Source organism: Sporosarcina quadrami, assembly GCF_014836615.1.
GTDB lineage: Bacteria > Bacillota > Bacilli > Bacillales_A > Planococcaceae > Sporosarcina > Sporosarcina quadrami.
In genome coordinates, this window is the sequence record NZ_JACSQN010000009.1 from 60,212 (window position 1) to 78,481 (window position 18,270).

12 protein-coding genes are annotated in these 18,270 nt (G+C 43.2%); 3 read left to right on the plus strand and 9 right to left on the minus strand.

Going from position 1 to position 18,270, the window contains the following annotated elements; translation table 11 throughout:
* Positions 1 to 147: 147 nt before the first annotated feature.
* Positions 148 to 333 (plus strand): DUF2929 family protein, encoded by a 186-nt coding sequence (locus H9649_RS10990; protein WP_191694939.1) that lies wholly within the window; start codon positions 148 to 150, stop codon positions 331 to 333.
* A gap of 334 nt (positions 334 to 667) precedes the next feature.
* On the opposite strand, the gene H9649_RS10995 is transcribed toward H9649_RS10990, so the two are convergent.
* The 3 genes from H9649_RS10995 to H9649_RS11005 form a co-directional block, all read right to left on the minus strand.
* Positions 668 to 2,803, minus strand: a complete 2,136-nt coding sequence (locus H9649_RS10995) for an ATP-dependent Clp protease ATP-binding subunit (protein WP_404828744.1) — start codon at positions 2,801 to 2,803, stop codon at positions 668 to 670.
* 168 nt (positions 2,804 to 2,971) lie between these two features.
* Positions 2,972 to 3,280, minus strand: a complete 309-nt coding sequence (locus H9649_RS11000; protein WP_191694941.1) for a metal-sulfur cluster assembly factor — start codon at positions 3,278 to 3,280, stop codon at positions 2,972 to 2,974.
* 49 nt (positions 3,281 to 3,329) lie between these two features.
* Positions 3,330 to 4,091, minus strand: a complete 762-nt coding sequence (locus H9649_RS11005) for a prolyl oligopeptidase family serine peptidase (RefSeq protein WP_191694942.1) — start codon at positions 4,089 to 4,091, stop codon at positions 3,330 to 3,332.
* Between the two features lie 186 nt (positions 4,092 to 4,277).
* On the opposite strand from H9649_RS11005, the gene H9649_RS11010 reads away from it, so the two are divergent.
* Both H9649_RS11010 and H9649_RS11015 read left to right on the plus strand, forming a co-directional pair.
* Positions 4,278 to 5,099: a Cof-type HAD-IIB family hydrolase gene (locus H9649_RS11010; protein ID WP_191694943.1), complete on the plus strand. Its 822-nt coding sequence runs from the start codon at positions 4,278 to 4,280 to the stop codon at positions 5,097 to 5,099.
* A 9-nt stretch (positions 5,100 to 5,108) separates the two neighbouring features.
* Positions 5,109 to 5,969 carry a DegV family protein gene (locus H9649_RS11015; RefSeq protein WP_191694944.1) on the plus strand — a complete coding sequence of 287 codons (861 nt, stop codon included), beginning with the start codon at positions 5,109 to 5,111 and terminating at the stop codon, positions 5,967 to 5,969.
* 615 nt (positions 5,970 to 6,584) lie between these two features.
* Here H9649_RS11015 and H9649_RS11020 read toward each other — a convergent pair.
* The 6 genes from H9649_RS11020 to addB all read right to left on the minus strand — a co-directional run bounded on the left by H9649_RS11020 (position 6,585) and on the right by addB (position 18,195).
* Positions 6,585 to 8,027, minus strand: coding sequence for an alpha-amylase family glycosyl hydrolase (locus H9649_RS11020; protein ID WP_225229824.1), 1,443 nt, complete (start codon positions 8,025 to 8,027; stop codon positions 6,585 to 6,587).
* Positions 8,028 to 8,371: 344 nt separating this feature from the next.
* Positions 8,372 to 8,746 carry a YisL family protein gene (locus H9649_RS11025; protein WP_191694945.1) on the minus strand — a complete coding sequence of 125 codons (375 nt, stop codon included), beginning with the start codon at positions 8,744 to 8,746 and terminating at the stop codon, positions 8,372 to 8,374.
* 72 nt (positions 8,747 to 8,818) lie between these two features.
* Positions 8,819 to 9,718: a fumarylacetoacetate hydrolase family protein gene (locus H9649_RS11030; protein ID WP_191694946.1), complete on the minus strand. Its 900-nt coding sequence runs from the start codon at positions 9,716 to 9,718 to the stop codon at positions 8,819 to 8,821.
* Between the two features lie 95 nt (positions 9,719 to 9,813).
* The gene (locus H9649_RS11035) at positions 9,814 to 11,007 is read right to left on the minus strand and encodes a DUF418 domain-containing protein (protein WP_225229825.1); all 1,194 of its coding nucleotides are present in this window, start codon (positions 11,005 to 11,007) and stop codon (positions 9,814 to 9,816) included.
* On the minus strand, positions 11,004 to 14,717 hold the full coding sequence (addA, locus tag H9649_RS11040; protein ID WP_191695050.1) for a helicase-exonuclease AddAB subunit AddA: 3,714 nt from the start codon (positions 14,715 to 14,717) through the stop codon (positions 11,004 to 11,006). Before addA ends, H9649_RS11035 begins: the two co-directional genes overlap by 4 nt.
* Positions 14,701 to 18,195 carry a helicase-exonuclease AddAB subunit AddB gene (gene addB / locus H9649_RS11045; protein ID WP_191694947.1) on the minus strand — a complete coding sequence of 1,165 codons (3,495 nt, stop codon included), beginning with the start codon at positions 18,193 to 18,195 and terminating at the stop codon, positions 14,701 to 14,703. The genes addA and addB overlap by 17 nt, the downstream gene beginning before the upstream one ends.
* Positions 18,196 to 18,270 lie beyond the last annotated feature (75 nt).

Sequence of the window (18,270 nt, forward strand, 5' to 3'; positions counted from 1 at the left end):
GGTATTAATTATAGAAGATATGGCAGTTTTTTTCAACATATGGACACGATTTAGCCAAACAATATGGGATGTATGCATAATTTAGTTTATTGCTGGGGAGTGCTATGGTATGATGAATGGTGAAATAGTTATGTAGAGGTGATAGTGATGAAATATATTATGGCTTTCGTTTGGTCGTTCTTGCTTGTGACGATGTTGAACTATGTTGCTGGTTCGATTGCTGGCATTACTTCGTTTGACTTCATGACTGGAGTTATTGTGTCGGTTATACTCGGTGTATTTATTATTGTAATTACAGCGGCTATTCCTGATGGAGAAGTGGCAGACGTTTAATATTCCTGAAACCGTCCTTTTTAATAGGGGCGGTTTTTTGTATTTTCACTACTTACATATTCTCCTGGAAAAGTTGATTTACGCTCCAGTCGGTACGCTTTCCGGGGGGGCGTGCGGTAAGCCGCTTCCTCCGCTTCGCTACGTCCAGGGTCTTACCTGGCACGCACATCCCCCAGGAGTCGCCCGACTTCCGCTTCAATCAACAAGATCCTCTTTTCTAACTCTTATTATGAATAAAGACACCACGTTCTAATGGACATGTTCTAATAATTGAAAAGTAATAAAAACCGCCACTTCAGTTATAGTTTTTAACTGAGGTGGCGGTTTGGTAGTGTTATGCAATATTCACTTGTAGCTTGTTGTCTTGCATTGTCAGCTGCATTTTCTGTCCTTCTTGTATGTCGCCTTTAATAATTTCCTTTGCGACGGCTGTTTCGATGTAGCGTTGGATGAATCGTTTCAGTGGTCGAGCACCAAAGTCGGCGTCGGTTCCTTCTTTGACGATCCAATCGAGTACATCGTCTGTATAGACAAGGTCGATATCTTGTTCATCGACGCGTCTAACGAGATTATCAAGCATTTTACGTGCGATGAGATTGAATGTGTTGCCTGACAATGAATGGAAGATGATGATGTCGTCCATCCGATTTAGAAGTTCAGGTTTGAAATGGCTGCGTAGTTCTGCCATTACGAGATCTTCTGCTGCGTGTTCATCAGAGTCGAATTGGCCATTGAGTAAGTAGGCAGACCCGATGTTCGATGTCATGATGACGACTGTGTTCGTAAAGTTGATGAGTCGTCCTTGGCTGTCCGTAATACGACCATCGTCTAAGATTTGTAATAGAATATTAGAAACATCCGGGTGGGCTTTTTCGATTTCATCCAAAAGGACAACTGAGTAAGGATTACGTCGGACGGCTTCTGTCAGTTGACCGCCTTCTTCGTACCCGATATAGCCTGGAGGTGCGCCGACGAGTCGTGATACGCTATGCTTCTCCATATATTCGGACATGTCGATACGGATGAAGTGGTCTTCGGAGTCGAAAAGTGTCGCTGCTAATGTTTTCGCTAGTTCTGTCTTCCCAACTCCAGTCGGTCCTAAGAATAGGAACGATCCGATCGGCTTGTCTGGATCTTTTATGCCTGAACGTGCGCGCCATACGGCTTCAGTGACAAGTTGAACAGCGTCGTCTTGGCCAATGACACGATCTTCTAACGTTTCTCGTAATCGTAGTAGCTTATCGCGTTCTCCTTCGACAAGTTTTGTCACCGGAATTCCCGTCCAACGAGCGACGATCATCGCAATTTCCTCTTCCGTCACTTCTTCTCTCAGCAATCTGCTGTCATCACTGTTCTTTAATGAAGTTTCAAGTGCATGCAATTCTTTTTCCAGATTCGGTATTTTTCCGTATTGGAGTTCTGCCGCTTTATTTAGATCGGAACGGTTTTGAGCGTCTTCCAGTTCGCGTTTGTAGCGATCCAAGTCTTCACGCTTTTCTTGAATCCCTTTCAACGCTTCTTTCTCTTTGTTCCACTGCTCGCGCATACCTGCAGAAGAATCTTTCAGCTCTTGCAGTTCGGCGCGCAATGTTTCAAGACGTGTTTGACTGATAGCATCTTTTTCTTTGCGGAGTGCTTGTTCTTCAATTTCAAGTTGCATAATACGTCTTGTAACTGAATCCAATTCTTGTGGCATGGAGTCGATTTCTGTACGTATCATTGCACTTGCTTCATCCATTAGGTCAATTGCTTTGTCCGGCATGAATCGTTCCGTCAAATAGCGGTCTGATAATGTTGCCGCTGCGACTAGCGCCCTGTCATGAATGCGTACGCCGTGATGTAATTCGAATCGTTCTTTTAAGCCGCGCAAGATCGAGATTGTATCTTCCACTGACGGTTCCCGTACGAGCACTTGTTGGAACCGACGTTCGAGTGCGGGATCCTTTTCAATATACATACGATATTCGTCAAGTGTTGTTGCACCGATGCAATACAGTTCGCCACGCGCAAGCATCGGTTTTAGCATATTGCCTGCATCCATTGCACCTTCTGTTTTTCCTGCACCGACGATAGTATGGATTTCATCAATGAAAAGAATGATTTCTCCATTACTATCTTTCACTTGTTTCAAGACACCTTTTAATCGTTCTTCGAATTCTCCACGGTATTTTGCGCCGGCAATTAGTGAACTCATATCTAATTCAAAGATTTGACGATCTTTCAATCCTTCAGGTACGTCACCTTTTACAATTCGTTGCGCCAACCCTTCGACAATTGCGGTTTTACCCACACCTGGTTCACCAATAAGGACTGGATTGTTTTTCGTTTTTCTTGATAAAATCCGGACGACATTTCGTATTTCTTCATCACGTCCAATGACAGGATCCATTTTGCCGTTTTTCACATCTTCGACTAGGTTCCGTCCAAATTGTTCGAGCGGTGTACGTTGGTCTTCTTGTGTACTATCCATTCTCATAAACATTCACCTCAAAAGTTTGACTTTGACTATCTTTGATTAATTTAATTATAGAACGTTTTCCGATTATAGTAAAGAGATAAGCTTTGGAATGTGACGTATAAAAAAACTTATAGAAAAGACTGGACGACAAGTAGTCATCCAGTCTTTTCATTGAATTTATTAACGAACGCCTAAGGCCATTTTCGCATAGCGTGACATATGATCTCGGGACCAAGGCGGACTCCAGACGATATTGACGTCAACGTTTTTCACTTCAGGTAGTTCCATCAGTTCTTGTTTAATGTTGGCAACGATTTGTGGCCCCATTGGACAACCCATTGAAGTCAATGTCATTGTAACGACAGCTGTCTCTTCTTCGTTCAGCTCCACATCATAAATTAAGCCAAGATTAACTATATCAATGCCGAGCTCAGGGTCAATAACGTTTTCAAGCGCACCCATCAAGCTGCCTTTCATATCTTCGTTCATAAGAATTCCCCTTTCCGTTCTATTCTATCTTCATCATAGCAAGGTTATGTTATTCATTCAAATAACTTGCGAACCAATCGACGGATTTTAACATGCCACTTCTTGAAACAGCATGTCCGGCTAGAGGGTCTACCATGAACTCAAATCGTTCTGGTGTCTGTTCATAATCCTTTTTCGTTGCTTTATAAAAGTTATACGTCGGTTCAAATGGAACGGTTGTATCGCTTTCCCCATGCCAGAAGAACACCGGACGACCGTTTAATTTCTCGCGATGCTTCGTCATGTCAAATAAGCCGAGAGTAGTAAGAAGGTTTTTTCGTTCTTCATCCGTAATCGGCAATTTAAAACCGCGTCTTTCAAATTGAGACATTTGTGCTTTTGCCAATTCTACATAACCTGGCGCACCCATCATGACTGCCGCTACGTCAATCCATGGATATGCTGTGAGGCAACCCATCGTCGTAATACCGCCCATCGATGTACCGCCCATACCGATTTGCGTGACGCCGCGTTTGTGTAGTTCCATTTTAAGTACTGCCATCTCTTCAATGGAAGTTAAAATAATTTCCCAAAAACGTAGACTCAATTGGACTTCATCCAAAGGTTCACTCCGTACACCATGCAAATGCGCTTCCGGCAACAGGACGCGGACTCCTTTTTTTGCAAGGTTGAATGCATAATGGAGGTTATGCTCTTTCGCACTTGTAAACCCGTGTAAGAAAATAACCGTCGGAAGATCATCACGGTCATTGCTCTCCTCAACAATATTCAATAATGGTATGTTCGACCACGTTTCTTCTCTGATAATCATACATACACCTTCTAATCTGTTTTTTAAATCGTATCAAAGTTTTACTAGAAAAACAAAAAGTACACTCACCTGACGGAATTTTTTGACTTGCTCCTATGGTTAAAGATAAACTAGATGGTAAGACAAGCATTTATTATCGGCACATGACAAGAAGTGCCATTATACATTTAAAAAGGGGGCTAAAGGATGAAACCACATCTAATTGTCCTCGATCTGGATGGGACATTGCTGACAGATGAAAAAGTCATTTCCGAAAAAACCGCACATACGCTAAAACTTGCAGAACAACAAGGACACCATATCATGATTGCTACTGGAAGACCATATAGGGCGAGCGCAGTATACTACCATCAGTTAGGACTGAAAACACCAATTGTCAATTTCAATGGTGCTTTCGTTCATCATCCTACTGATCGTTCTTGGAAGACTTTCCATGAAACAATCGCCCTCCCTGTCGTCAATGACGTTATAGACGCGATGCAAGACTATCAGTTCCATAATATCGTCGCTGAAGTGATGGATGATGTGTATATGCAATATCATGACGAAGAAGTACTGGACGTATTGACATTTGGAGCACCAGTCATTAAACAAGGCGATATTCGCAAGTCATTACAAGTTGAACCGACGAGTCTGCTTATCCAAGCTGATCCGAAATGTGTAGAACCCATTCGTAAACATCTTGCGGATGTGCATGCTGAAGTCATTGACCACAGACGTTGGGGCGCGCCGTTTGATATTATTGAAATTGTGCGGCACGGATTGCATAAGGCAGTTGGCATTTCACAAGTTTCCAAGTGGCTTGACGTCCCACAAGAACGTATTATTGCTTTTGGTGATGAAGACAATGATTTGGAAATGATTGATTATGCAGGATACGGGGTAGCCATGGCGAATGGAATAGACCGTTTAAAATCCATCGCAGATGAAGTCACTTTATCAAACAATGAAGATGGTATCGCAGAAGTGTTAACAGATAGATTATTATTATCCAAACTGGAGAAATGAGGGTTATGAATGAGAATTTTTGCTGACAGTGGTTCCGATTTACCGAAGTCTTTTTTTGATGAGAACGACGTTACACTTATTCCTTTATCGGTTTTAATTGATCAGAATGAATATGCAGATGTAATTGAAATCGATTCTAAAGAAGTGTTTGACGCTATCCGTAGTGGAAAGCAGCCTAAAACGTCACAAGCATCTCCTGAAAAGCTTCTTTCAACATGGAAAGAACTCGCTAAATCGGGGGAGGACGGCATATATATCGCTTTCTCATCTGAACTTTCCGGAACGTATAATACAGCCGTAATGATGAGAGATCAAGTAAAAGAAGGAAACCCTTCCATGAATATGATCATCATCGACTCACGATGCGCTTCTGCTGGCTACGGACTTCTCGTCAAAGAAGCCGTCCGTCTGCGTGATGCAGGTGAGGATGTCCGTTCAATCGAACGTAAGATTAGAGATATGGCAGCACATATGGAGCATTTGTTCACAGTAGAAGACCTCGATTACTTGGCAAAAGGTGGCCGTGTGTCAAAAACAAGTGCTTTCATTGGCGGTTTACTTAATATTAAACCGTTGTTGCATGTCGAAAGTGGAAAGCTCGTCCCAATTGAAAAACATCGTGGTCGTAAAAAAGTTTTCCGCCGCATGCTCGATTTGATGGAAGAACGCGGGGTTAATCTTTCTGAACAGCATATTGCCATCAGTCATGGGGATGACATGGAAACTGCACTGGAAGTAAAAGCACTCATTGAAGAACGGTTTAATCCAAAAAAAATTGACATTCATATGATTGGTTCCGTTATCGGTTCTCATGCCGGACCAGGCACGATCGCCATTTTCTTTTTGAATAAATTCAATGCGCAAGTATAATTAAAAACACGTGTGTTGATTAACCATATAGTAGTCTATAATTTAGCTCGATGATTTCCGTTCCGGGCGGACGCTTTCCAATCGAACAACGTAGGGTTCGATTTGCCGTATTTCTGTGACTTTCAGAAATTAAGGCATGGGTGCTCGAAAAGCTACAGCTTTGTCTCGCAAAAGCCGTTCTTCGTCACGGCTTTCGCTAATCCCCAAGGAGTCGCCGCCCTACACTTCAATCATCTAAGTCTTCTAAAATAAATATGGATTATTTTATGCTTACTTGTAACATAAAGAGTTTCTTACTTTTTCCCTGCAATCTCCAGTTGACTGAAGTGCAGGCGCCGAAGTGCAAAGATATGCTCACAACGCTTCGCTCCTGTTCGCAAAAGCCGTTCTGCGTAACGGCATTTCCTGCGGGAATAGCGCGAGCTGAAGACCCCACAGGAGCGTGCTCTTCGCGACGAGGAGGCTGAAGCCGTGCCCGCGGAAAGCGTGTGCCGGAACGGAAGTCAACGGGTTCATAATGATACAACTGTATAATACTGGTTAATCAAAAAATGCTAATTAAAAATGCCTTTTCAATCAGTGTCTAGGACGCTGCATTGAAAAGGCATTTTACTTTTATTGTTCGTTACGCCGTCTTTCTCTTCCTTTTTTAATAACAAGGAATAAAAACGATAAGAAGATGACATAAACGAGAATTGAAGCGATAAGGTATGGTGTGTTAAAACCTCTTTCTTCGTCTGCAATGTAGACTTCAGCAAGCTCCCTGTCCATCACAACACGGAATACACCATTATCTTCTTCTTTTATGAGATCTGAATCCAGTAGACCTCGAAGTTTTTTATTGTCACCTATTTCTTCTGCTGGTATATCGGCATAAGCAGTTTTTGATGTGTTATTAATAGCAATCATCCACGTCTCATCTTCGGATGAACGTGTGTAAATCATGAATCCATCTTTGTTATGAAGCATTTTGAATTTTCCGTTGCGGAGTGTTTCCGACTGATTGCGAAGGAGGTTCAAGTTACCGATTAGCTCTTTGAATTCCATATCCGTTTTGAAGTTGAATAATGGATGGCTATCAGGTGCTTCTTTCCCGTTAACTGCAATTTCCGTTCCATACGTCATTAATGGGACGCCAGGTAATGTGAACATAGCTGTCGCAGCGACTTTCCATCTAGTCGGAGGGAACATTCTTGCTTCGACCATATGATATGTCAGTCGTGGTCCGGTTAAATCGTCAAGCTGAATAATATTGTTCTCATCATTGTCATTGAAATAATCCATGTGGGCAGAGTCTGCATCGGTCTTCGTAAACGACTGATGTAGAACGTCCATTTTATTTATGCTCGGTGTGGAATCAAAGTCCGCATCGCTTTCTTCATTTGTAATGACATATACATTTTCTTTAGCAGCATGAATTGCAGCGATCATGTCATTCAAATAGTCGGAGTCGAAACTAGAAATCTTCGTCAGACGGATACCGTCCAAGTCATAAGTCGTCACAAAATCGGTGACTGCATCAATTAGTGCATCCTTAACAGCAGGATCTTGTGAGTCCCAGTCGACTGTGCCGTCAGCTGAGTGAACGAATTTATACTTTTTATCCTTTGTCCATACATGATCTGCACTCACTTGTCCCATAGGAAAGTCAGCAATGATTTTTAATTTACTTTCGTGAATACCTTTTATTAGTTTGTAGAATTCTTCTTCCGTACCAAAGTGTGGTTCTAGTTCATCATATGACAAAACTTGATTGCCGTCGTATGTTTCAGTTTTAAAAACTGGTCCGATCGAAACGACTGTAAAATTCATGTCAAGAATATGTTGCAGACGCGCCTGTAGTCCTGTGAAGTCTCCACCGTTGAATGCGTGTCTATCTTGTGCATTCGTGTCCACATCATTTGAGCGGTTCCCGTTGTTGAAACGGTCAATGAGAAGGTCGTATATGCTTTCATCCTCTAAACTGTGGCCAGTGTTTGCGTAAACAGCTGTCGGCATGACAGGCGAGATGAGTAGTAGAATGATGGCAATAAAGCCGATCAATTGTTTAATTTTCAAAAAAAGTCCTCCCTAACGAGCTATCTGTAGCCATTTTATCAAAAGGAACCGTTCCCCGCCATGTAATGCGTTAAAAAATAAGTGTAGCAGTAAAAATTGAGTCTAATTTGTGAAGGATTCGTTGTAAGCCGTTGAAGTACATTTAACTCTTCAAACAAAAAGTCCGCCGGCTTCTTTGCGCCAGCGGACTTGTATCAATCTTCGTTTGTGCGATTGCGTGATTTTCGAAAGGAGAGGATGACGGACAATGCGAACAAGGTCATCATTACGAAAAGCAGTACTAATAGTAGTATGCCTGAACCAATTGCCATTCCTTCATCCCCTTTCTGCTAATCAGTAGTTACTCAGAACAGTTCGATCCCCATTGGTAATTTGAAGCCGAGGAACATTGTAAGGAATAGGAAGACGAAGAACAGAATCCAGAACGTCGTTACTTTCTTTCCTTTTTCTGAACGGATTAACACCATTTCCATCATGCCGATCGTCAACAGTCCCATGAGGAATTTGAAGCCGTACAGCATACCTTCACCATAGTCCATTCCCTTGATGAAGAGGAAGACACCTGAAACTAAGATTAGTACATAGAACAAACGCGCGATCATATGTGTGATTTTCTTCCCTTTAGATCCATTTGCCATAAAAGCGGATACTAGGAAGACGATAATACCGACAACCCATGTGAAAATATGAAAATGGGTCGTGTTTGATAAAAAGTCCAAACGTTTCACCTCATCTATTGTATTTACCATTTAATATTATCATACAATAGCTGTGAGCAATAGGGATTCAGCTCATTTGAAACGGTTTACTAGGGTTCCTATGCCTTCGACAGAAATTTTCACTGTATCACCTGATTTCAAGAATGTCGGAGGGTTCATCCCTTTGCCGACTCCTGCAGGGGTACCTGTCAAAATGACGTCTCCTGCTTCAAGCGTCACATACTTTGAAATTTCAGCAATCAGTTCATCCACTTTAAAAATCATATTAGCTGTATTTCCATTTTGACGCACGGTCTCATTCACTTTCGTTACGATGGACAAATTATGCGGGTTAGGCATTTCATCTTTCGTAACAATATAGGGACCCATCGGACATGATCCATCTAAACTCTTTCCGAGGAAAAATTGTTTATGGGCAGATTGTACATCTCGTGCTGTTACATCATTTGCAATTGTGTAACCGAAAACATGGTCATACGCCAGTTGCTTCGGTATTTTGCTTCCTTTTTTGCTTATGACGATTGCAAGTTCACCTTCATAATCAAGGTTATCTGTTACATCTGCATGGACAGGCAACTCTTGCTCGTCCGCCGCGATGGAAGTAGGTGATTTCGTAAAGATCATCAGCTTTTCTGGCGGAGCATCCCCACCCATTTCCGCTGCATGATCTGCGTAATTCTTACCGACACATAGGACGTTTTTAGGAGTCCGTGGAATTGGTGACAGCCACTCAATAGTAGAAAAATCATATTTGAATTGCTCCGGATTTTCTAAAGTCCGTGCCTGTTCAGCGAGTTTGCGTACTTTCTCGACAAACTGCAGGCCTTGTTCGATGCCTTCTATAATTGTTGAAGGAAAATCTTTTTCGCCGACAGCTTCAGCAATAGCCAACACATTCCAGACCGCTTCCTCTTTCTTCACTTTTGGACCGAATAATGTTTTTCCTTCATACCGGAACGATAACAGTTTCATCTACAAGCCCTTCCTTCCTAGTGTTGAATTCTCTTTACAGATACATACTGAAAAACGATGAGACTCGCATAATTTATCGTCTCTTATTCTTTCTTCTACAAAACTTGCGATTTTCCTTCTTTTCTCGTCATATTCTTTCCATAAGTCCCTTTACGCCAAATCCATTCTAGCGGACCCATCTTAAATTTCATGAACCAGAGCTGCGCAAAAATTACTTGTAAAACGAATATGCCAACCGCGATTAGTGTACCCGTCTCGATATCCACTTTGCCGTAGAGGCCAACTCCGTAATGATTAAATAACAGTGTTGCAATAATTGACTGACTCAAGTAAGTCGTCAACGACATCCGTCCTGCACTAGCAATCGGACGGAAAATTGTTAGGAAAAGCCCTAACTGACAAAGGAGGATAATGAATCCTGCATACCCTACCGCTAAAATCGGACCTCCAACAAGCTGTTGGATTAACGTATTGTAATACGTGTTGACGTTCCAATACGGTAGTGATTTAACGGCAATTCCAGCGATTACGAAAAGAACAGAAATGACGGCAATCCGCCCTTTCCACTGCACGGCACGCTCAAACAGCTTATATTTAGACAACGCTGCACCGATCATAATTAGCGGCAATACCATAAACACACTCATAAATACAGCAGGCAGTCCGATCAACAGCCATTCAAAAATCCTGAAGACGAGGGCCTCTCCATATGATCCATGACCATACGCCGTAATCGCCTTCTCAATTTGCTGAATGTCTGAAAAACCTTCCAATAACTGTCCAGGTGCCGCTTTTGTGAATAAATACGTACCTACAATCAGGAATCCTGTTGGAATGATGTAAACGACTGCAGCTATTGCCAGCATCCATTTACTTGGAATCTTCACGATGGCAATCATAATTAATCCCATCAATCCATACGTGAAAAGGATATCCCCCGACCAGATAAAGAGCGCATGTATGAGTCCAAACGCCATCAAAATCCCCATTCTTCTTGCCATTAAAGGTGCGTAAGGTTTATTCGCTGCTACTGCTTTTTCGTATTGCATATTTAAACCATAACCGAACATCATTGCAAATATCGGATAAAAACTTGCCTCGACAAATATATTGATCAACTTAAATGACGCCACGTCACTCGGGGTAGAAAAATATGTCAATGGATCTATATAGAAATAAGGTGAATGGAACACTAACATATTAGCAATGAAAATTCCAAGGAGCGCAAAGCCCCTTAGCATATCCAAAGACTCTATCCTATTTCCGATCAATGTTGGTGATACTTTCAAACTGATTCCTCCCTAACTTCCACAGTCTTTTGTCCATCAAACAGATAGAGCTTCATTTCTTTAATGTGGATGGACGTGATTGCCTCAATCGCTCTTTTATATAAACTTAACTGGATTCCGTATCGTTTCTGCATTTCACTCGACAACGCTTCCTCCGTATGGAATTTTCCGCGGACGCTATCTGTTTTGTAATCGAGCAATACCCAACCGTCCTCTTCTTGGAATAAACAATCGGCAATCCCTTGCAAGATTTGGTAATCTCCGTCCGCACCATCATAAGCATACGTAAACGGCAACTCTCTCATGACACGACCAGATGCTTGCAATCTCTTGAAAATCGCTGTATCAAAAAACGACACGATTGACTCTCTATTAAACCCAGCCGCCTCTTCGTCCGTTAGTAGTTGTCTAGTCGCAAGTTCCTTTATGAACGTATTTACTTCTTCAGCATTAAGCGGCACTTTTAGATTGATATGTTGCATAATTGTGTGCATCGCTGTACCAATTTCTGCGCCTGAAAGCGATCTAGTTTGCATGAAAGCTGGCCGTTCATGCAAATACGGTGTGCTCACTTCATCGTCTTTCATCGTGAAGAATTCATTCGGATCTGCTTCTTGCTCAAGTTGCGCCACCCGTTTCAATTCGCTCACTGTTTGTTTCGAACGTTTATTCACTGAGGCAGTATGTGGATAGGAATAATCAAATCTACGCTTCACTTCCAACGGCCATTCTGCGTCAAACGGATTGTCAGCAATGGATACTTCATTCGCGTCGACTGCTACTTCCACCTGCTCTTGTTGGCCGAGCAACGATGAGATCGGATAAGCCGAAATATCCCATTTCGAATCATCTTGCATAAGTTCACCACCATACATGACACCGAACTTTTCGAAATCGGCATGCCGCGCAATGGCTGGTCCAATCCAATCCAAATAGCCATTTGCCCGTGAACGTGTATATTCGGGCAACATTTCGCTATGTTCAAGTAGCTGTGAGTCTTGCCATTTGACGATGGATTTCTCAATATCCTTTACAGTTGCAATTATTTCAAGGTGTTCTTTCGCCCTTGTCATTGCAACGTATAACACACGCATCTCTTCTGCTCGCATTTCCAGTTCTTTCTTTTCTTTCATCGCCAAAAACGGAAGTGAGGTATATGTGATGCGCAATTCAGGATCAATCGCCTTAACCGCCAGACCGAAATGTTGATCAAACAAATACGGCTCATTGAAATCCATTTTATTGAACTGTCGCCCAGCCCCTGCGATGAACACATACGGGAATTCAAGTCCTTTTGACGAGTGGATTGTCATAATGCGTACAACATCTTCAGTATCACTAACAAAACGAGCTGTTCCTAGGTCATCTCCACGCTTTTGCATTCTATCGATGAAGCGCAGGAATCGGAAAAGGCCGCGGAAAGATGTCTTTTCATAATCGACTGCACGGTCATGCAACGCACGCAAATTTGCCTGTCGTTGTTTGCCGTTAGCCATTGCACCGACGATTTCGTAATAATGTGTATCTGCATACACTTGCCAAATGAGTTCCGACAACGAGCCCCTGCGAGCAAGATTTCGCCAATCCTCAAACATAATGAAGAACCTCTGCATCTTTTCCTGCGTTGCTGCAGTGATACCTGTTCCTCCTGTTGCCATGAACAGTTTCAATGCTTCATAGAACGGTTTATTCTTTGCAACGAGTCGTACTTGCGCCAACTCATTTTCCGTCATGCCGACGAAAGGTGAACGCAACACGGATGCTAGTGCGATATCTTGGTACGGGTTGTCGATGACACGCAACGTATTCAACATGATCATTACTTCAATCGCTTCAAAATAGCCGCGCGATAGTTCAGCGTATATTGGAATACCTGCCAGTTTGAACTCTTCCGCAATTTCACCTGACCACGTCATTGAACGCATCAAGATCACGATATCCTTATATGAAAGCGGTCTGCGTTTATCCGTGAACGCATCTGTCACTTCCGCTCCTGAATCCATCAGTTCTTTTATACGCTTGATCATGTAGCGCGCTTCCGCTTGCGAATGTTTCAACGTTTGTCCTGACAGCTCATCCGCTTCCATCTCTTCTTCATCCTCATCGGACTGATAAAGAAGCGTCAATGCAGCTGCTGTTTCTTTTTCGGGATAACGTGCACCGTATTTGAGTGATGCTGCTTCATCATAGTGAACTTCACCGACACGCTCACCCATTACTTGCGAGAAAACAAAGTTCGTCGCATCTAACACTTCTTTTCGGCTTCTAAAATTAGCATTCAGATCGATTTTCATCCCTTGATTGGTATCTTCTGTCGTGAAGCGGGTGTATTTACCGAGGAACAATCCAGGTTCAGCAAGACGGAATCGGTAAATGGACTGTTTAACATCACCAACCATAAATAGATTACCATCCGCTTCACCACCCCGTTTCACGAGTTGAATGATCGCTTCTTGCAAGAGATTCGTATCTTGGTATTCATCAACAAGCACTTCTGCAAATCGATTCAAATAATCGGCAGCGATATCAGATGGTATGAGCCCTACTTCTGTTTCCGCTGCTAAAATCTTCAATGCAAAATGTTCCAAGTCAGAGAAGTCGACAAGTCCTTTATCCAACTTCACTTGTCCGTACCGTTCACCAAAATCGATGACAAGACCAACGAGTGTGTGCATTATCGGCGCCATGAAACGGATTTCATCCAATAGCCGCGCAGGAGTCCTTGCAAAATAGGACTCTTTCAATGTATTAATGATTTTTTTGACAGAATCGCGCAATCCTTTTGCCCGTTTTGCAAGTTCTTCATCACAGCTGTCTTTTTTGATTGTCCCTGCCTTCACCCATTTTAAGGAACCAAAAAACGTATACGTTTCTTCCCATGTTCCTTCTTCTATACGTCTTTTCGCTTCACTCAGCCATTGCAAATCCGCTTTCGCCGTTTCTATGAGGGGCTCGGGTCCTTCAGGCATTTCCGCAGTTCGCTGCATGTCTACGGTTAGTGCAATCGCTTCTTCAAGTGTGTGCCTTATTGCCGTTTTAAGCGGACCGATGAAATCCAGTTCGTCGATAACAGCATCTTCCCCGATTTCATATTCCATCGGAAGCATCCGTAACCACCGCTCAGGTGAAGGATGGACTCTTGAATAGTCATATAATCTGTCGATAAGTGTCTCAATCGATTGGTCATTACGGTCTGATGTAAAGCTATCCGCTAGCCGGTACATCGCTTCCGGATCCTCTGCTTTATATGCATCTTCCAGCACGTCTCCGACCGTATCATCACGGAGTAATGCGGCTTCTGTCGTGTCTGCGATACGAAAACCTGGATCAATATCTAGCAAATAAGCGTATTGTCGTACGACATTTAAACAAAACGAGTGCAACGTTGAAATCTGTGCTTTATTCAACAGACTTAACTGCCTGCGCAAATGAACGGAATCAGGTTTTGCAGCAATCGCCTCTTCCAGCGCCTCTGCCATACGGTGACGCATTTCCGCTGCTGCCGCATTTGTGAACGTGACTACTAGCAATTCGTCAACGTCAATCGGATTGTTTTCATTCAACACTTTTTCAATCATCCGTGTAATGAGCACTTTCGTTTTTCCGGATCCAGCAGCTGCTGACACGAGCACATCTTTTCCTGTCGCCCAAATCGCTTTCCACTGGGCATCCGTGAAAGTCACACCGCTTGGTTTAACTGGAATATCCATCATCGGTCACATCCTTTCGCATCTTCTCGAGGGACTGCTCGGAATCCATCGGCTCATAAGCTCTGTATGATTGGTCAGGATCTGTTAGGTCAAACTGACAGACCGACCTGTACGAACAAAATTGGCAAGGCATCTTGTCTTTCAATTTGTATGGATATACTCGCGTATCACCCGCAAGCATACCGTCTCCCGCCTGCTGATGCCGATGCTTGACAAATTTTCTCACTGTCTGCAAATCATCCGTAGAAAGGACTTTTGATGCTTTCGTAAACGTGCCGTCCGTCTTAAACGCGGCAGGAATGACAGAAGATGTCTTACCGATTTGTGCATCCATACTTGTTACAACTTCCGGTCGATCGAGTAAATAGCCGCGCATTTTATACGATTTAAGGATTTCCTGTTCAATCAAATCCTCCGTTAACTCAATTTCTGTGCGTATCATCGGATTATGGATATGCAAGTACAGAACGCCAGCAGGGTCTGCTTTAAAGCCGATCCATTCTTCCGCATGTTCGACCGCTACATCTAGATACGTCAGCATTTGTAACGAAATGCCGTAATAGACGTTCGCCAAGTCAAGCTGTTGAGCAGATGATTTATAATCGACAATCCGTAAATATTTCTTGCCGTCAATTTCTGTCGCATCCACCCGGTCGATTCGGCCACGGAGATTCATTTGATTGCCGCGGCGAAGTGGAATTTCAAGTGGCGGCAACTGTTCACCGGGTCCGAAAGCTGCTTCAATTGCTATTGGCTTGAACAAACTCGTGGTCGCCTGTTTACCTAGCGCGAAAAGTGTCCTCGTCAATATATGTGTCAGCTTGCGCCTGATATAGTGGTAGCGGCGCGTCGATAACAATATCCGATTAAAGAACATCGGTGTTATATAGTCCATCGCATCTCTCGCCAGTTGCCAGCATTGCGCTTTCGATAACTCCGACCAAGACTTTCCTGTTCGGTTCACCTCATCAGAAATCCATTTGAGTGCAGCATGGAACAAGTCACCGATGGAAGGCGCTTCAAGTGTATATTCCATCCGTTCTTGCAGGCCGAGTCCGTACGATGCGAAATGTTGGAAAGGGCAACTGTAATACGACTCTACTCTTGATACGCTTGAAACGAATGTCTTTCCATACAAACCTTCCGTCAGTTGTGGAGCGAGTCGTTCGGTTTTATTGCCGACATGCATTGAATGGGTAATATAGCGTAGCACTGATGACCAAAGCGGATCGTCTTCGTAATAGGCTAGAACCGCTTGCCACTCTGCAGATTGCATCCCACCAGATCGTTCAGCTTCTTTCACTTTCGTCGCTAAGTAAGGCAACGTAGTACGCGCATGGACAATATAATCCGCCTGTTCCCCCTCATTCAACAATTCCGATGGATCCGTTACTGCAGTTTCAATTAGCAGTCCAGTAAGTAGTTGCTGAATTCTCGGGATATAAAGAGAGGGGAGCAATGATTTCCCTTCTTCATCAGCACCGGCATATGAGACGTACAGTTTGTGGCGTGCAGATGTGAATGCTCTATAGGCCATATACGATTCATCCATCAGTTTCATTGTCGATGACGGTGATAATTCGATTCCATTCATTGTGAACCACTCACGATCTGCATCAGACAAAATCCCATCCGCATCGATTCGTTGTGGTAACACACCATCGTTGACGCCGATGACAAACGCAACATCGATTTCCATTAGACTTGATAGTTCGATCGTCGTCACTGTCACTTGATCGAGCGAAGGCGGGATTCTTGTGAATTCAAGCGTATCGAGCCCCTCATCCAAAATGCGCGCCGCCTCTTTCAACTCCATTTCCGCATCGCCGAACATCAATACAAATTGGTCCAGTACATTGACCCATGAATTCCATGCTTGGTCATGCTCCGTTGCACTAAGCAGTTTTCCTGCACGCTCTTCCTCAGCACGCAAATCAATAATTTTGTCGAAGATTTGCAAAGACTCCATGAATGCAAACAGTGATTCCGCCATCTGACGCCCCGACTTCGCCCGTTTCAAGCGTGCCACAAATGCCGAAAGCGGCTCGCGCACGGTATCTCGAATCAGGTGCAATTCACGTTCCATTTGCAACTCTTCATCGGTTTGGACGTTCGTATGCAATTCAAGTCCTCGGTATCTTTTCACTTTCCAACGATCATCATCATGCCAGCGGTTGCCGTAAATGCCATTTGCCAATACATAATTCTCTAGTCTGTCGGCCCGTTCACGCCATAACAGTTTGTCTACACCATGCGGGAAGAACAAATCTGTTTTCACAGCACGGAACACCGATTCATATGACCAACCCGACGTTACAACCTCCAATATGGAACGGGTGAATTCGATCAACGGATGATGCAACATCGGCTTTTTACGGCTAATGAAAACCGGAATGTCGTACTGTGAAAAAATTGTTTCAATTAGTTCATCATAAACTTCAGGTTGGCGATACAAAATGGATAACCCTTTATAGCGCTCCCCGTCCATAACGAGCTTACGTATATGTCGAGCTACCGCATGCACTTCCGCACGACGATCCGTTGCTTCTATGATTGTGACGGCTCCTTCTGACTTTTTTTCAACAGGCGGGTAATTCTCAAATTCTCGTTCGAAATGGCACAATTCTTCATTTTTAAATCGCATTGCTTCTTCTAGATGAATTTCTTCTTCTATCTCGATTGATACTTCCCGCGCAATTTCACGCAGTTTCATAGAAGACCTTACTGGATTGAAAAACAATTCATGATCTGCATGTCCCGTTAGATCGGACTCCATTGGCAACACAACTGTCACCCGATTGCCGTGCTTCATTAACTCCGTAATGATTTCGTATTCACGTGCCGTAAAACTTTCAAACCCATCTATATAAATATCGGCATCTTTTAGTAGATCAGAGTGTTTGATTTGTGAAGACAAAAGCGCAAGATGCCCTTCGCTGTCGACATAAGCGGTACCAAGCTTCTCTTCGATTTTTGTTACTAGCAGTGACAAATCACTCACTTTATCTTGTAAAGTCCGCGGTGCATTACTTTCCGTCAAGTTTTCTTGTAAAGCTGTAAGCGTCTCTGTATCGAGACAATATCTACTGAATTCCTTCATTAGATCGCCTATTTTTTCAGTGAATCCACGTTTATCCGCTGCCTGACGGAACAGTTTCAACTCATCACGATTCTCTTCAAGCACACTACGAACGAGCATACGATAGCCGAATCCATCGACTTCCCTTCGCGTAATGCCACCCGTTTCCTGCAACACCCGCCACGCCAGTCGTTTAAACGTTGACACTTGCGCACGAATAATACCATTCAATCCAAAATTGACGGATAAGCTATGCTCCATAGAATAAGACATTTGATCGGGAACGATTAGTATAATCGCGTCACCAAGCGGATCGCGTTTAAGTTCTGCAGCAATCTCCCGCTCAATCATCGTCGTCTTCCCTGTCCCCGCCCTACCGGTAATGAAGCGCAATGACATAATGAATCCCCCCTTTAAAATTTGTCTAATATAGTAAAATTCCAAATTAAAAACAATAATTTTTATTATAAAAAA

What these genes read in the sequence shown, in the direction of transcription:
- H9649_RS11000 (WP_191694941.1), bottom strand. Translation starts at nt 3,280, where the DNA reads ATGAACGAAGATATGAAAGGCAGCTTGATGGGTGCGCTTGAAAACGTT.
- addB (WP_191694947.1), bottom strand. Translation starts at nt 18,195, where the DNA reads ATGTCATTGCGCTTCATTACCGGTAGGGCGGGGACAGGGAAGACGACG.
- H9649_RS10995 (WP_404828744.1), bottom strand. Translation starts at nt 2,803, where the DNA reads ATGGATAGTACACAAGAAGACCAACGTACACCGCTCGAACAATTTGGA.
- H9649_RS11005 (WP_191694942.1), bottom strand. Translation starts at nt 4,091, where the DNA reads ATGATTATCAGAGAAGAAACGTGGTCGAACATACCATTATTGAATATT.
- H9649_RS11030 (WP_191694946.1), bottom strand. Translation starts at nt 9,718, where the DNA reads ATGAAACTGTTATCGTTCCGGTATGAAGGAAAAACATTATTCGGTCCA.
- H9649_RS11015 (WP_191694944.1), top strand. Translation starts at nt 5,109, where the DNA reads ATGAGAATTTTTGCTGACAGTGGTTCCGATTTACCGAAGTCTTTTTTT.
- H9649_RS10990 (WP_191694939.1), top strand. Translation starts at nt 148, where the DNA reads ATGAAATATATTATGGCTTTCGTTTGGTCGTTCTTGCTTGTGACGATG.
- addA (WP_191695050.1), bottom strand. Translation starts at nt 14,717, where the DNA reads ATGGATATTCCAGTTAAACCAAGCGGTGTGACTTTCACGGATGCCCAG.
- H9649_RS11010 (WP_191694943.1), top strand. Translation starts at nt 4,278, where the DNA reads ATGAAACCACATCTAATTGTCCTCGATCTGGATGGGACATTGCTGACA.